Below are 14,443 nucleotides of genomic sequence, written 5' to 3'. Positions count from 1 at the left end.
CGCCTTTTTTCCTTGTGTTCGTGGCTCAGTACCAGCTCAGCACCACCTTGCCTGCCTTGCCCGCCTCCATCAGGTCGAAACCCTTCTGGAAGTCGTCCACCGGCAGCTGGTGGGTCAGCACCTTGCCCAGCGGGAAGCCGGACAGCACCAACTGGGTCATCTTGTACCAGGTCTCGTACATCTTGCGGCCGTAGATGCCCTGCACGGTCAGGCCCTTGAAGATGATCTTGTCCCAGTCGCAGCCTGCGCCCTTGGGCATGATGCCAAGCATCGCGATCTTGCCGCCGTGGTACATGCAGTCGAGCATGTCGTTGAAGGCGCGCGGGTTGCCGCTCATTTCCAGGCCCACGTCGAAGCCTTCCATGTGCAGGTCCGCCATCACGTCCTTCAGCGAGGTGTTGGACACGTTCACCACGCGGGTGGCGCCCATGTCGGCGGCCAGCTTCAGGCGGTAGTCGTTGACGTCGGTGACCACGACGTTGCGTGCGCCGATGTGCTTGCAGATGCCCGCGGCGATGATCCCGATCGGGCCGGCGCCGGTGATCAGCACGTCCTCGCCGATCACGTCGAATTCCAGCGCGCAGTGCGCGGCGTTGCCGTAGGGGTCGAAGAAGGCGGCCAGTTCGGACGGGATCTGGTCGGGAATCGGCCACAGGTTGCTGGCCGGCATGGTCATGTATTCGGCGAAGGCGCCGTTGCGGTTCACGCCGATACCCACCGTGTTCGGGCACAGGTGCGGACGCCCGCCGCGGCAGTTGCGGCAGTGGCCGCACACGATGTGGCCTTCGGCCGAGACGCGCTGGCCGACTTCGTAACCGGTGACCGCCGAGCCGAGCTGGGCGATGCGGCCGACGAACTCGTGGCCGATGGTCAGCCCCGGCTGGATGGTGCGCTGGCTCCAGTCGTCCCACAGGTAGATGTGCAGGTCGGTCCCGCAGATGGCGGTCTTCTCCAGTTTGATCAGGACCTCGTTCGGGCCCGGCACCGGCACCGGCACCTGTTCCATCCAGATGCCCTTGGCGGCTTCGCGCTTGACCAGCGCCCGCATCGTGTTCGCTTGCGTCATGTCCATGACCGGTCGGGATAAGACCGCCATTTTACCGCCGTTCCCGTCCATGGCCGGCCTGACCAAGGTCACGGGCCGGCGCGGGGCGGGGATGGTCTAATACGGGTTTGCCGTTCCCGGAGCCCGACCATGCGCAAACGCACCCTGACCGCCGCCCTGGCGATGACCCTTGCCGGCGGCGCGGCCCATGCCGATGAAGGCATGTGGATGCCCTCGCAGCTGCCGCAGCTGGCCGCCCAGCTGCAGGCCGCCGGCTTCAAGGGCGATCCCGCCCAGCTGGCCGACGTGACGAAGCCGCCGCTGGCCGCGGTGGTGTCGCTGGGCGGCTGCACCGCCAGCTTCGTCTCGCCGGAGGGCCTGGTGGTGACCAACCACCACTGCGCGATGGGTGCGATCCAGCTCAATTCCACCCCGGAAAAGAACCTGATCCAGGACGGTTTCAGCGCCGCCACCCGTGCCGATGAGGTTTCGGCAGGCCCGGCTTCGCGGATCTGGGTGACGGTGGGTTTCGACAAGGTCACCGACCGCATCCTTGCCGGCGCGAAGGGCAAGACCGGCCGCGCCTATTACGATGCCGTGGATGCGGCGAAGAAGACCGCGGTCGCCGAGTGCGAGGCCGACCCCGGCCATCGCTGCAGCGTCGCCGACATGTACTACGGCAGCGACTTCTACCTGATCAAGCAGCTGGAGCTGAAGGACATCCGCCTCGTCTACGCGCCGCCGCGCGCGATCGGCAACTACGGCGACGAGATCGACAATTTCATGTGGCCGCGCCACACCGGCGATTTCACCTTCTACCGCGCCTACGTCGGCAAGGACGGCAAGCCGGCCGCGTACAGCAAGGACAACGTGCCCTATGCGCCGCCGGCGCACCTGACGGTGTCCACCGCGCCGGTGAAGGCGGGCGATTTCGCGATGGTCGCCGGCTACCCGGGCCGCACCTTCCGCCATCGCACCGCTTCCGAATTCGCCGGCCAGATCGACTGGCTGCTGCCCACCCGGGTGGCGATGTACGACGGCCTGATCGACACCGTCGAGCAGGCCAGCGCCGGCAGCAAGTCGAAGCAGGTGGCCTATGCCTCCAGCGTCGCCGGCTACAAGAACACGCTCAAGCGCGCGCAGGGCGAACTGGAGGGCCTGCGCCGCAGCGACGCGGTGCGGGTGCGGCGCGAGGACGAGGCGGCGATGCTGGCGTGGCTGGGCAAGCAGCCGGGGGCGAAGGCGAAGCTGGCCGGCATCCGCGCGATGCAGGCGGAGCTGGATCTGGACGATGCCAACCGCGAGCGCGATTTCATCCTGCCGTTCCTGCGCCCCGGACTGCTGGGCGCGGCGAGCCAGCTGCAGCGCCTGGCGCTGGAGCGCGGCAAGCCGGATGCGCAGCGCGAAACCGGCTTCCAGCAGCGCGACGAGGCGCTGATCGAGGGTGGCCTGAAGCAGTTGCAGCGCCGCTATGACCCGGAGGTGGAAAAGGCCGCCCTGCGTTACGCGCTGAAGCGCTATTTCGCACTGCCGGCCGGACAGCGCGTGGCCGAGTTCGATGCCGTGTTCGGCACCAGCGAAGCCGAGGCGGCGCAGCGGCTCGACGCGCTGTATGCCGGCACGAAGTTGGGCGATGAGGCCACCCGTCTTGCCGCGCTGAAGCTCGACGCGACTGCGCTTGCGGCCTCGGACGACGCGCTGCTCAAGGCCGCCGCCACCCTGCAGCCGGCGCTGCTGCGTCTGGAAGCCGAAGCCAAGCAGCGCGCCGGCGAACTGCTGCGGTTGCGCCCGGCCTACATGCAGGCGCTGATCGCCTACCGCAATTCGCAGGGCAGGGCGGTCTACCCGGACGCCAATTCCACCCTGCGCATCAGCTACGGCAAGGTCAGCCCGCTGTCGCCGCGCGACGGCCTGGACTACCGCCCGCTGACCACGGTGGCCGGCATCGTCGAGAAGAACACCGGCGTCGAGCCGTTCGATGCGCCCAAGCCGCTGCTGGATGCGATCGCCAAGGGCGATTTCGGCAGCACCGCCGATCCGGAGCTGAAGACCCAGACGGTGGACTTCATGACCAACCTCGACACCACAGGCGGCAATTCCGGTTCGCCGGTGCTGGACGCCGAAGGCAAGCTGATCGGCCTGAACTTCGACAGCAACTGGGAGGCGGTCAGCGCCAGCTGGATGTTCGACCCGCGCTACAAGCGTGCGATCCACGTCGACATGCGCTACCTGCGCTGGCTGCTGGCCAAGGTCTATCCGGCGCCGCACCTGCTGCAGGAAATGCAGCTGCCCGCCGAGTAAGCCGATTCCCGCATTCCCCCGGCAACCACCAAGGACAACGATGATGCGCAAGACCCTCCTCGCCGCCGGCATCGCCGCGGCCACCGCCAGCTTCGCCACCGCCGTGCATGCCGACGAAGGCATGTGGGTGCCGCAGCAGCTGCCGGAAATCGCCGGCCCGCTGAAGAAGGCCGGCCTGAAGCTGGACCCGAAGCAGCTGGCCAACCTCACCGGTGACCCGATGGGCGCGGTGGTGTCGCTGGGCGGCTGCACCGCCAGCTTCGTCTCGCCGCAGGGCCTGGTGGCGACCAACCACCACTGCGCCTACGGCGCCATCCAGCTGAACTCCACCGCCGAGAAGAACCTGATCCGCGACGGCTTCAACCCGGCGACCCCTGCCGATGAACTCTCGGCCGGTCCGAACGCGCGCATCTACGTGCTGGAGGACATCACCGACGTCACCGCCGACGCCAAGGCGGCGATGGCGGCGGCGGGCAGCGACCCGGTCGCGCGCGCCGACGCGCTGGAAGCCTTCGAGAAGAAGACCACCAGCGCCTGCGAAGCCGATGCCGGCTATCGCTGCCGCGTCTACAGCTTCATGGGTGGCAATACCTACCGCCTGTTCAAGAACCTCGAGATCAAGGACGTGCGCCTGGCTTACGCGCCGCCCGCCAGCGTCGGCAAGTTCGGTGGCGACATCGACAACTGGATGTGGCCGCGCCACACCGGCGACTTCTCGTTCTATCGCGCCTACGTGGGCAAGGACGGAAAGCCGGCGGCCTTCAGCAAGGACAACGTGCCCTACCAGCCGAAGCACTGGCTGAAGATCGCCGACAAGCCGCTGGGCGCGGGCGACTTCGTGATGGTGGCGGGCTATCCGGGCCGCACCGACCGCTACGCGCTGGCGGCGGAGTTCGAGAACACCCAGGCGTGGCGCTATCCGGCCATTTCCAAGGCGTACAAGGACCAGATCGCGCTGGTCGAGGCGGCGGGCAAGGACAACCCCGACATCGCGGTGAAGTACGCCGCCACCATGGCCGGCTGGAACAACACAAGCAAGAACTTCGATGGCCAGCTCGAGGGCTTCGCCCGCAACGACGTGCTGGGCTTCAAGCGCCGCGAGGAAGCGGCGGTGCTGGGCTGGCTGCAGGGGCAGGGCGAGGCCGGCAAGCCGGCGCTGGATGCGCATGCCACGCTGGTGAAGCTGGTGGACGACGCCAAGCGCACCCAGGAACGCGACCTGGTGCTGGGCAGCTTCAACCGCAGCGGAGTGCTGGGCGCCGCGGTCAGCCTGTACCGCCTTGCCATCGAGAAGCAGAAGCCCGATGCCGAGCGCGAGTCCGGCTACCAGCAGCGCGACCTGCCGGTGATCGAGGGCAGCCTCAAGCAGATGGAACGCCGCTATGTGGCGGCGATGGACCGCCAGCTGCAGCAGTACTGGTTGGATCGCTACGTGGCGCTGCCGGCGGAGCAGCATGTTGCCGCTGTCGACGGCTGGCTGGGCGGCAGCGACAAGGCCGCCGCCGACAAGGCGCTGGCGCGCCTGGACGGCAGCAAGCTGGGCAGCCTGGAGGAGCGGCTGAAGTGGTTCAACGCCGACAAGGCCGCGTTCGAGGCCAGCACCGACCCCGCCATCCAGTACGCGGTGGCGGTGATGCCGACCCTGATGGACATGGAGAAGAAGGCCAAGGCGGTGTACGGCACCGCGCTGCAGGCCCGCCCGCTGTATCTGCAGGCGATGGCCGACTACAAGAAGAGCAAGGGCGAAGCGGTCTATCCGGACGCCAACTCCTCGCTGCGGATCACCTTCGGCACCGTCAAGGGTTACACCAAGCTGGACGGCAGCGTGCAGCAGCCGTTCACCCTGCTGGAACAGGTGGCGGCCAAGGAAACCGGCGCCGAGCCGTTCGACAACCCGAAGGCGCTGCTCGACGCGGTGGCTGCCAAGCGCCATGGCGGGCTGGCCGACAAGCGCCTGGGCACGGTGCCGGTGAACTTCCTGTCCGACCTCGACATCACCGGCGGCAACTCCGGCTCGCCGGTGCTGGACGCGCAGGGCAAGCTGGTGGGCCTGGCCTTCGACGGCATCCAGGAAGCGGTGGCCAGCAACTGGGTGTTCGAGCCGGTAATGACCCGCATGATCTCGGTGGACCAGCGCTACATGCGCTGGATCATGCAGGAGGTCATGCCGTCGCCGCAGCTGCTGCAGGAACTGGGCGTCGCGCCGAAGAAGTAAGCGCCGTTGCCCGCAACAGGAAACGCCGGCCTTGCGCCGGCGTTTCCGTGTGTCGGGCAGGCAGGGTCACGCGCTGCGGAAGTCGTAATCGAACGTGTAGTAGTGCTTGCCGTCGGTGATGTCGATGCCGATGCGCCCTTGCAGGCCTTCCAGTTCGCCGGTGCCGGAGTCGGGGATCACGGTGACGTCCAGGGAGGGCTTGCCGCGATCCATGATGCCGTTGTGCTGCACGAAGAAGCTGCCGCGGCGACCGTCCAGGGTGCCTTCGATGCGTTCGATCGCCACGTAGGCGCCGGAGCCCTGCACCGGCGTCATCAATGCCAGCATGTGCACCACGCTGACGGCATCCAGCGGGCCGCGGAAACGCTTGTCGAAGCGGGAGTGGCCGATGGTCGCGCCCTCGCCGATCTCCAGCTCTTCCTGCGGTATGCGGGTGACTTCGAACTCGCCCTTGGCCTGCATGGTCCGGACTCCTGTCTGTGGGAACCCGAGCCTACCGCGGGCCGTGTAAACCGTGTGCAACCTGCTAGGATTGTGCGCTGCACAATCGGTGAGCCCGCTGCGCATGAAGATCCTGCTTGCCCGACACGGTGAAACGCCGTGGAACGCCGAAGGCCGCTACCAGGGCCAGGTCGATATCCCCCTCTCGGACCTCGGCATCGCCCAGGCCACCGCGCTGGGTGAACGGCTGAAGGACCTGCGCATCGACCGTGCGGTGGCCTCGCCGCTGGCGCGCGCCACCCGCACGGCGCAGTTGGCGCTGGGGCCGGCGCGGGCGCCGCGTCTGGCGTTCGACGACGGCCTGCTGGAAATCGGCCACGGCGAGTGGGAAGGCCTGCTGGCCAGCGAGATCGCCGAGCGTGATCCCGAACGCCTGCGTGCCTGGCGCGAGGCGCCGGACACCGTGCTCATGCCCGGCGCTGGCGGCGAATCGCTGCAGATCGTGCTGGACCGCGCCTGGCCGGCGCTGGCGCGCGCCTGCGATGGCCTCGGCGCCGAAGACACCCTGCTGGTGGTCGCCCACGATGCCGTCAACCGGGTGCTGCTGGCGCGCATCCTCGGCCTGCCGCTGACCAAGCTGTGGACCTTCCGCCAGGCGCCGACCACGCTGAACCTGCTCGAAGGCCCGGACGTCGATGCGCTGGAAGTGGTGCGACTGAATGATTGCGCCCACCACACGCCGTTCTTCGGCGAGGCGAAGCACCGCGCGCTTTAGGCGAAGCCGGTAAGGCGGGTCGGCGCTCTTCTACAATATCCGCATGTCACGCACGCTTCCCGACTGGCTCGCCTTCATCGAGCGCCAGCATCCGAATGCCATCGCCATGGGGCTGGAACGCGTGCGCGATGTCGCCGCGCGGATGGGCCTGGGCAAGCCAGCCCCGCATGTCGTCACCGTGGCCGGCACCAACGGCAAGGGCTCGACGGTGGCGTTCGTGGAGGCGATCGCGCGCGCGCAGGGGCTACGCGTCGGCGCCTACACGTCGCCACACCTGCTGCGCTACAACGAGCGCGTACGCATCGACGGCCACGACGTCGGCGACGAGGCACTGATCGAAGGCTTCGAGGCGGTCGAAGCCGCGCGCAGCGGGACGCCGCTGACCTATTTCGAATACGGCACGTTGTGCGCGCTGTGGCTGTTCGCGCGCGCCGGGCTGGATCTGGTCGTGCTGGAAGTGGGGCTGGGTGGGCGACTGGACGCGGTCAATATCGTCGATGCCGACGCTGCCATCCTGACTACGGTAGGTCTGGATCATCAGGACTGGCTGGGTGGCGACCTCGAGGCGATCGGCTTCGAGAAGGCTGGCATCGCGCGCCCGTTCAAGCCGCTGGTGCTGGGCGACGACGACCCGCCGGCCAGCGTGTTGCGCCACGCCTATGCCATCGGTGCGCCGGCTTGGCGGATCGCCAACGACTTCTTTGCCGAGCCGGTCGATGCCAGCCACTGGCGCTGGCGCGAAGTCGGTTACGAAATCGCGCTGCCACTGCCGATGCAGGCGCAGGGTGCGCCGGTGCAAGTGCGCAACGCAGCCTGCGCGATTGCCGCGCTGCGTGCGCTGGACCTGCCGCTGGAGGACGCAGCGCTGGCGCGCGGCGTGGCCGATCCTGCGGTGCCGGGGCGCTTGCAGCGGTTCGAGCGCGGTGGCGTGGAAATCATCGTTGACGTGGGCCATAACCCGCAGGCTGCAGTCGCGTTGGCCGACTGGCTGCGTGCCCAGCCCAAGCGGCGCACCCTGGCCGTGTACGCGGCGCTCGCTGACAAGGACGCCGCCGGCGTGGTGACGGCACTGAGCGACACGGTGGACGGCTGGCTGCTGGCCGGCACGCTGGACGCGGGTCCGCGCGGCAGCGATGCAGGGGCGCTGGCGCAGCGGCTGGTGGGCACGGCGGCGGCCGGGGGCTCCCGCCACGCCGACGTCACCGGTGCTCTGGCGGCAGCGCTTGCGCAGGCGGCGCCCGACGGCCGTGTACTCGCGTTCGGGTCGTTCCATGCCGCCTCGGAAGCGCTGCGCTCCCTGAACGCCGCGGACTGACCGCCGCCGGCATGCCGGTATAATCCGTCCTCCCACCGCGCCTGGCTCCACGGAATGTCGATGGATACGTCGCTGAAACAGCGCCTGGTCGGCGCCGCCGTGCTGGTCGCGCTGGCCGTCATCTTCCTGCCGCTGCTGGTCAAAGGGCCCGCGCCCGACAGTGGCGTCTCCGATGTGTCGCTGCGCGTGCCGCCGGAGCCGAAGGCACCCGATGGCACCGTGACCCAGGACCTGCCGCTGGTCGCCCCTGCGGCTGCACCCGGGGGCAGCGTTTCCGGCATGCCGGACGCGATGCCCGCCGCTCCCGGGGCGCCCGCGGCAGAAGCAGCGCCATTGGCGGCGGTTGCGGCCGGCGACTTCGCCGTCAGTTTCGGCAGCTACGCCAGTGCGGGCGATGCGGACAAGGTGATTGCGGCGCTGGCTGCGGCCGGCCTGCCGGGCTATCGCGAGGCGGTGGCGCTGGGCGATCGCCAGGCCCAGCGCGTGCGCATCGGGCCGTTCGCCGATCGCGCCACCGCCGAATCGGCGCGCCTGCGCGCCGGCCAGGTGCGCAGCGACGTGGACGCCAAGGTCGTGGCGCTGGATGCCACGGCCACCGCGACTCCCGCCGTGCCCGCCGCACCGGCGGTGACCAAGCCGGCACCGGCGGAACCGAAGATCGAAGCCAAGCCGCTGCCCAAGGCCGAGCCGGTCAAGGTCGAGCCAGCCAAGCCCGCCACTACGCCGGTGGCCAAGCCCGAGCCGCTGCCGGCGAAGCCGGCCAACGCCGCCGGCACCGGTTTCGTGGTGCAGATCGGTGCGTTCTCCTCGGCGCCGGACGCGCTGGCCCAGCGCGACGCGCTGCGCAAGGCCGGTTTCAATGCGTTCACCGATTCCGTGCCCGGCCCGAATGGCACCCTCACGCGGGTGCGGGTGGGCCCGGTGATGAACCGCGCCGAGGCCGATGCGCTGAAAGCCAAACTCAAGGCTGCGGGTAAGGACGGCATGGTCCGTCCGCATCCCTGAGCCAACTCCAACAGGAAGTCCCAAGCATGTGCGGCATCGTGGGTATCGTCGGCCACAGCGAAGTGGCCGGGTTGTTGTATGACGGGCTGACCATGCTGCAGCACCGCGGCCAGGACGCGGCCGGCATCGCCACCGTGCACGGCTCGCATCTGCGCGTGCACAAGGGCAACGGGCTAGTGCGCGACGTGTTCGATGCGAAGTCGATGGCGCTGCTGGAAGGCCAGGTCGGCATCGCCCACTGCCGCTACCCCACCGCGGGCAGTGAGGGCAGCGACGAGGCGCAGCCGTTCTACGTCAACTCGCCGTTCGGCATCGCGCTGGCGCACAACGGCAACCTGACCAACACCGAGGCGCTGCGTCGCGAGGTGTTCGAGCAGGATCGCCGCAACGTCAACACCGGCTCCGATTCGGAAGTGCTGCTCAACGTGTTCGCGCACGAGCTGGACACCCAGCGCGCGCTGACGCCGGACGCGGTATTCGCGGCGCTGGAAGGCGTGAACCGGCGGGTGAAGGGTGGCTACGCGGTGGTCTGCACGGTGCTGGGGCTGGGGCTGGTGGCGTTCCGCGACCCGCATGGCATCCGCCCGTTGGTGCTGGGCAAGCGCAGCGGCGCGGCTGGCGACGAGTACATCGTCGCCTCGGAGTCGGTCGCGCTGGACGTGCTGGGCTTCGAGCGCGTGCGCGACGTCGCACCGGGCGAGGGCATCATCATCACCAACAATGGCGAGCTGTTCGCACGCGAATGCGCGCCCGCCGCGCCGCATGCCACCTGCATTTTCGAGTACGTGTATTTCGCGCGCCCCGATTCGATGATCGAGGAGATCTCGGTCCACAAGGCGCGCATGCGTATGGGCGTGACCCTGGGCGAGAAGATCCTGCGCGAGCGGCCGGACCACGACATCGATGTGGTCATCCCGATTCCCGACACCAGCCGCGATTCCGCGCTGGAGATTGCCAACGTGCTGGGCGTGAAGTACCGCGAGGGCTTCATCAAGAACCGCTACGTCGGCCGCACCTTCATCATGCCGGGGCAGGGCGAGCGGGCGAAGTCGGTCAAGCGCAAGCTCAACCCGATCCCGCTGGAGTTCCGCAACCGCGTGGTGCTGCTGGTGGACGATTCCATCGTCCGCGGCACCACCAGCCAGCAGATCGTGCAGATGGCGCGCGATGCCGGCGCGAAGAAGGTTTACCTGGCTTCGGCGGCGCCGCCGGTCCGCCACCCCAACGTCTATGGCATCGACATGCCCTCGCGCGAGGAGCTGGTGGCGCACGGCCGCAGTGAGAAGGAAATCGAACAGTTGCTGGGCTGCGACTGGCTGATCTACCAAGACCTGGCCGACCTGGAAACCGCGGTGGCCGGGCCCAAGTTCCCCGGCCGCAAGTTCGACAGCTCCTGCTTCAACGGCGAGTACGTGACCGGCATCGACGGCGATTACTTCGAGCGCATCCAGCAGCAGCGCTCGGACGAGGCGAAGAAGAAGCGGAGAGCCGGCTGACGGCCCACGGGATTTTAGGGGGCGAGTGTGTTGCTAGCCCTCACGCGCACCGGCCCGAGGAGTGCGGGCGCCAGGCAGGCGCGCGGCGGGCGATGCGTTTCAAGTCGCTCCCCGATACTCGCTTGGTTGAAACGCATCGCCCGCCGCGCGCCATCGCGACTCTCTCGTTGTCGACATGAAAGACCTGATTTCCGCCGCCCGCGCCTGTCTTGATGCCGCCACGCCCGACGACAAGCCGGCGCTGACGCTGGCGATGGCCGCGGCGTTCGCGCGCGGCGAGCTGGCGATTGCGGAGGACGCCCCGCCGCCGGTACCCGTCCGCATGCCGGGCCGGCCCGATCGGCCAAGGCTGGTGCATCCGCGCGACCTGCCGCGCCGCGGCTTCGGTACGGACGAAGGGCGTGCCGCCTTCATCCACGCGGTGGCGCATATCGAATTCAACGCGATGGACCTGGCCTGGGATGCGGTGTATCGCTTCCGCGGCATGCCGCCCGCGTTCTATGCCGACTGGGTGTCGGTGGCGAATGACGAGGCGCGCCACTTCAATCTGCTGCGCGCGCGCCTGCGCGACTTCGGTCGCGACTACGGTGATTTCGATGCCCACAACGGCCTGTGGGAAATGGCGGAAAAGACGGCACACGATGGGCTGGCGCGGATGGCACTGGTGCCGCGGGTACTGGAGGCACGCGGGCTGGACGTCACGCCCGGGATGATCGTGAAGCTGCGCTCGCTGGGCGATGAGGCCACCGCCGGCATCCTCGAGGTCATCCTGCGCGAGGAAGTGGGCCACGTCGCCGCCGGCAGCCGCTGGTATCGCTGGTACTGCGAACGCGCCGGCGTGGAGCCGCGCGCGCGCTTCCGCGAATTGCTGCGCGACTACGCCAGCGGCGTGCTGCACAAGCCGTTCAACACCGAAGCGCGTCTGCAGGCGGGTTTCGATCCCGAGGAACTGGAAAGCCTGCTGGCCGAGGCGGGCTGATCCCCGATGCCGCGCCGTGGCGGCGGTTGCGGCACACTGGCCCCCCGACCTCCGGAGGCCCACCATGAAGCCTGTCCTCGCCAGCCTGTCGCTGCTGCTGGTCGCATGCAGCGCCCCGCAGCCGTCCGGCTCCGCGGCTGCACCGGGCGCCAGCGCGGCCGCCCCCGTTGCGGCTGCCCCGGGGTCGGTGGCGATGGGGAAGCGGGTGCCCGGCGACGTGGCTCTGCCGCTGCAGGTGTTCCGCGTGTTCGGCAATGAGCCGTTCTGGAACGCCGCCGTCGAGGGCGACAGGCTGACCTACAGCACCCCGGACGATCCCGCGGGGGTGGTCTTGCAGGGGCGGCGTCGCGCCATCCCGGGTGGCGTGGAGATCGCGGGCAGCCACGACGGCCGCCCATTCGTGCTGACCGTCATCGAGGACGAGTGCAGCGATGGCATGTCCGGCAACAACTACCCGCTGGCGGCGAGATTCCGCTTCGGCGACGTCGATTTCGGCGGTTGCGGCGAAGCGGCGAAGTGACGGGCTACAGGCGGGCGAGGTCGCATCCGTCCGCACTGACCCGCAGCACCGAGCCCTGTTGGTACCAGTCGCCCAGCACGATGCGGGTGCGGCCGCGGCCCTCGTCATGGATCGTCGGGCGGTGGGTATGCCCGTGGATCATGCGCCGGATGCCGAAGCGTTCGAACCACGCCTGCACGGTGGCTGGCGCCACGTCGCCGACGGTTTCCGCCATGCCCTTCGCCACCAGCTCGCCGTAACGGGCCTGGCTGGCTGCGCGGGCCTGCGCGGCGAAAGCCAGCCGCGCCGCCAGCGGCTGGGCAAGGAACTGTGCCTGCCACTGCGGATCGCGCGTCTGCGCACGGAACTGCTGGTAGGCGGCATCGTCGGTGCACAGCAGGTCGCCGTGCAGCAGCAGGCTGGGCGTGCCGTGCAGGTCGACCACGGTGGGGTCGTCCAGCAGGGTCATGCCGCAGCGCGTGGCGTAGGCATCGCCCAGCAGGAAATCGCGGTTGCCGCGGATGAAGTAGGTCGGCACGCCGGCCTCGGCCAGCGCGCGCAGGCGTTCAGCCACGAACGCGCCGGCCTCGGACGGGTCGTCGTCGCCCACCCAGGCCTCGAACAGGTCGCCGAGGATGTACAGCGCGTCGGCGCCGCGCGCTTCGCCGTCGAGGAAGCGGCCGAACAGCGCGGTGATCTCCGGGCGTTCCGGGTCGAGATGCAGGTCGGAGACGAACAGGGTGCTCATGCGGAAATTGTAAGTCCCCCCGCCATGACCGGGTGCGCGCTTGCGTCCTTCTCGCTGCGGACCCGGGCATCATGCGGTGAGGGCAGCCCGTGCCGAGCGTGTGCCCGGCACCTCTCCTTTCGGGGAATGGCGGAAGGACAAGCTAAAATGCGCGATTCCGCTCGACTCCCTGCGCCCCATGACCGTCCGCACCCGCTTCGCTCCGTCCCCCACCGGCTACCTGCACATCGGCGGCGCCCGCACCGCGCTGTACTGCTGGCTGGAAGCGCGCAGCAAGGGCGGGCAGTTCATCCTGCGGATCGAGGACACCGACCGCGAACGCAGCACGCAGGCGGCCATCGACGCCATCCTGCAGGCGATGGACTGGCTGGGCCTGGACTACGACGAAGGCCCGATCTACCAGACCCATCGCCTCGACCGCTACAAGGCCGTCGCCGAGCAGCTGGTCGCGACCGGCCACGCCTACTACGCCTACGAGACCAAGGAAGAACTGGAGGCGATGCGCGAGGCGGCCATGGCCGCGGGCGAGAAGCCGCGCTACAACGGCGCCTATCGCGACGCCAACGCCGGCTGGCGCGACGACCCCAACCGCGTCATCCGCTTCAGGAACCCCACCGACGGCGTGGTCGCCTGGGACGACAAGGTCAAGGGCCGGATCGAGATCGCCAACAGCGAACTCGACGACCTGGTGATCTTCCGCAGCGACGGCTACGCCACCTACAACTTCGCGGTGGTGGTGGATGACATCGACATGCGCATCACCGACGTGGTGCGGGGCGATGACCACGTCAACAACACCCCGCGCCAGATCAACATCTACCAGGCGCTGGGCGCGCCGGTCCCGCACTTCGCGCACCTGCCGATGATCCTCGACGAGCAGGGCGCCAAGCTGTCGAAGCGCACCGGCGCGGCCGACGTGATGCAGTACCGCGATGCCGGCTACCTGCCGCACGCGCTGCTCAACTACCTGGTGCGGCTGGGCTGGTCGCACGGAGACCAGGAGGTCTTCAGCATCGCGGAAATGCAGTCTCTGTTCGATCTGGCCGACGTCAACGCCAAGGCGGCGCGGCTGGACATGGCCAAGCTCGGCTGGCTCAACCAGCAGTACCTGAAATCCGACGAGCCCGACGCCGTGGCGAAGTATCTGGCCTGGCACCTGCAACAGGCGGGCTTCGACCTGGACAAGGGGCCGAAGCCGGCGGAGCTCGTCCTCGCCCTGCGCGAGCGAGCGCAGACGCTGAAGGAGATGGCGGAGAAGTCGGCGGTATGGTTCCTGCCGCTGACGGTCTACGACGAAGCCGCCGTCGCCAAGCATCTCAAGCCGGAAGCGCGCGGTCCGCTGGAAGACGCGCGCGGCCGCATCGCCGCGCTGCCGGCGTGGACGCCGGAGGCCATCGGCGAGGCGCTCAAGGCGACCGCCGAGGCGCAGGGCATTGGCATGGGCAAGATCGCGCAGCCGATGCGGGTGGCCATCACCGGCACCCAGGTCAGCCCCGACATCGGCTGGACCGTCTACCTGTGCGGGCGCGAGGAAGCGCTGGTGCGGATCGACGCGGCCCTCGCCCGGATCGGCTGAACACGGACGGCTTCGCACCGCGCCGCTGACGGCGCGGGACCTGGCGGC

General features: G+C 69.0%; 12 protein-coding genes. 9 read left to right on the top strand and 3 right to left on the bottom strand.

Features of this window, described 5'->3' with window-relative positions:
* Positions 1-25: 25 nt before the first annotated feature.
* Positions 26-1,048, bottom strand: a complete 1,023-nt coding sequence (gene tdh, locus ICG51_RS03815; RefSeq protein ID WP_190282344.1) for an L-threonine 3-dehydrogenase — start codon at positions 1,046-1,048, stop codon at positions 26-28.
* Positions 1,049-1,195: 147 nt separating this feature from the next.
* Here tdh and ICG51_RS03810 point away from each other — a divergent pair, with 147 nt between their 5' ends.
* Both ICG51_RS03810 and ICG51_RS03805 read left to right on the top strand, forming a co-directional pair.
* Complete coding sequence (locus tag ICG51_RS03810) at positions 1,196-3,346, top strand: S46 family peptidase (RefSeq protein ID WP_190281722.1); 2,151 nt, start codon at positions 1,196-1,198, stop codon at positions 3,344-3,346.
* Between the two features lie 121 nt (positions 3,347-3,467).
* On the top strand, positions 3,468-5,561 hold the full coding sequence (locus tag ICG51_RS03805) for a S46 family peptidase (RefSeq protein ID WP_190282343.1): 2,094 nt from the start codon (positions 3,468-3,470) through the stop codon (positions 5,559-5,561).
* 66 nt (positions 5,562-5,627) lie between these two features.
* On the opposite strand, the gene ICG51_RS03800 is transcribed toward ICG51_RS03805, so the two are convergent.
* Positions 5,628-6,023, bottom strand: coding sequence for a DUF3224 domain-containing protein (locus ICG51_RS03800; protein ID WP_190281721.1), 396 nt, complete (start codon positions 6,021-6,023; stop codon positions 5,628-5,630).
* A 103-nt stretch (positions 6,024-6,126) separates the two neighbouring features.
* Between ICG51_RS03800 and ICG51_RS03795 the strand changes: the two genes are divergently transcribed.
* From ICG51_RS03795 to ICG51_RS03770, 6 genes are all read left to right on the top strand, one after another.
* A complete protein-coding gene (locus ICG51_RS03795; protein WP_190281720.1) occupies positions 6,127-6,777 on the top strand; it encodes a histidine phosphatase family protein in 651 nt (216 codons plus the stop codon).
* A gap of 43 nt (positions 6,778-6,820) precedes the next feature.
* On the top strand, positions 6,821-8,092 hold the full coding sequence (gene folC, locus ICG51_RS03790) for a bifunctional tetrahydrofolate synthase/dihydrofolate synthase (RefSeq protein WP_190281719.1): 1,272 nt from the start codon (positions 6,821-6,823) through the stop codon (positions 8,090-8,092).
* 60 nt (positions 8,093-8,152) lie between these two features.
* Positions 8,153-9,097: an SPOR domain-containing protein gene (locus tag ICG51_RS03785; RefSeq protein ID WP_190281718.1), complete on the top strand. Its 945-nt coding sequence runs from the start codon at positions 8,153-8,155 to the stop codon at positions 9,095-9,097.
* A 26-nt stretch (positions 9,098-9,123) separates the two neighbouring features.
* Positions 9,124-10,593 (top strand): amidophosphoribosyltransferase, encoded by a 1,470-nt coding sequence (gene purF, locus ICG51_RS03780; RefSeq protein WP_190281717.1) that lies wholly within the window; start codon positions 9,124-9,126, stop codon positions 10,591-10,593.
* A gap of 175 nt (positions 10,594-10,768) precedes the next feature.
* Positions 10,769-11,572, top strand: coding sequence for a ferritin-like domain-containing protein (locus ICG51_RS03775; RefSeq protein ID WP_190281716.1), 804 nt, complete (start codon positions 10,769-10,771; stop codon positions 11,570-11,572).
* A gap of 64 nt (positions 11,573-11,636) precedes the next feature.
* Positions 11,637-12,092 carry a hypothetical protein gene (locus ICG51_RS03770; protein ID WP_190281715.1) on the top strand — a complete coding sequence of 152 codons (456 nt, stop codon included), beginning with the start codon at positions 11,637-11,639 and terminating at the stop codon, positions 12,090-12,092.
* Between the two features lie 4 nt (positions 12,093-12,096).
* Here the strand turns inward: ICG51_RS03770 and lpxH are convergent, their stop codons facing one another.
* On the bottom strand, positions 12,097-12,819 hold the full coding sequence (gene lpxH / locus ICG51_RS03765; protein ID WP_190281714.1) for a UDP-2,3-diacylglucosamine diphosphatase: 723 nt from the start codon (positions 12,817-12,819) through the stop codon (positions 12,097-12,099).
* A 178-nt stretch (positions 12,820-12,997) separates the two neighbouring features.
* Here lpxH and gltX point away from each other — a divergent pair, with 178 nt between their 5' ends.
* Complete coding sequence (gene gltX / locus ICG51_RS03760; protein ID WP_190281713.1) at positions 12,998-14,395, top strand: glutamate--tRNA ligase; 1,398 nt, start codon at positions 12,998-13,000, stop codon at positions 14,393-14,395.
* Positions 14,396-14,443: the final 48 nt, after the last annotated feature.

The sequence above is a fragment of the Thermomonas sp. XSG genome (assembly GCF_014678725.1).
Lineage (GTDB): Bacteria > Pseudomonadota > Gammaproteobacteria > Xanthomonadales > Xanthomonadaceae > Thermomonas.
Note: the sequence above shows the minus strand (reverse complement) of the source record. Positions and strands in the feature narration are given on the sequence as shown.

Bases quoted from the DNA above. Each gene is read 5' to 3' on its own strand.
- ICG51_RS03795 (WP_190281720.1), top strand. From the start codon at position 6,127: ATGAAGATCCTGCTTGCCCGACACGGTGAAACGCCGTGGAACGCCGAA.
- ICG51_RS03770 (WP_190281715.1), top strand. From the start codon at position 11,637: ATGAAGCCTGTCCTCGCCAGCCTGTCGCTGCTGCTGGTCGCATGCAGC.
- ICG51_RS03785 (WP_190281718.1), top strand. From the start codon at position 8,153: ATGGATACGTCGCTGAAACAGCGCCTGGTCGGCGCCGCCGTGCTGGTC.
- ICG51_RS03800 (WP_190281721.1), bottom strand. From the start codon at position 6,023: ATGCAGGCCAAGGGCGAGTTCGAAGTCACCCGCATACCGCAGGAAGAG.
- purF (WP_190281717.1), top strand. From the start codon at position 9,124: ATGTGCGGCATCGTGGGTATCGTCGGCCACAGCGAAGTGGCCGGGTTG.
- ICG51_RS03810 (WP_190281722.1), top strand. From the start codon at position 1,196: ATGCGCAAACGCACCCTGACCGCCGCCCTGGCGATGACCCTTGCCGGC.
- ICG51_RS03775 (WP_190281716.1), top strand. From the start codon at position 10,769: ATGAAAGACCTGATTTCCGCCGCCCGCGCCTGTCTTGATGCCGCCACG.
- folC (WP_190281719.1), top strand. From the start codon at position 6,821: ATGTCACGCACGCTTCCCGACTGGCTCGCCTTCATCGAGCGCCAGCAT.
- lpxH (WP_190281714.1), bottom strand. From the start codon at position 12,819: ATGAGCACCCTGTTCGTCTCCGACCTGCATCTCGACCCGGAACGCCCG.
- gltX (WP_190281713.1), top strand. From the start codon at position 12,998: ATGACCGTCCGCACCCGCTTCGCTCCGTCCCCCACCGGCTACCTGCAC.
- tdh (WP_190282344.1), bottom strand. From the start codon at position 1,048: ATGCGGGCGCTGGTCAAGCGCGAAGCCGCCAAGGGCATCTGGATGGAA.
- ICG51_RS03805 (WP_190282343.1), top strand. From the start codon at position 3,468: ATGTGGGTGCCGCAGCAGCTGCCGGAAATCGCCGGCCCGCTGAAGAAG.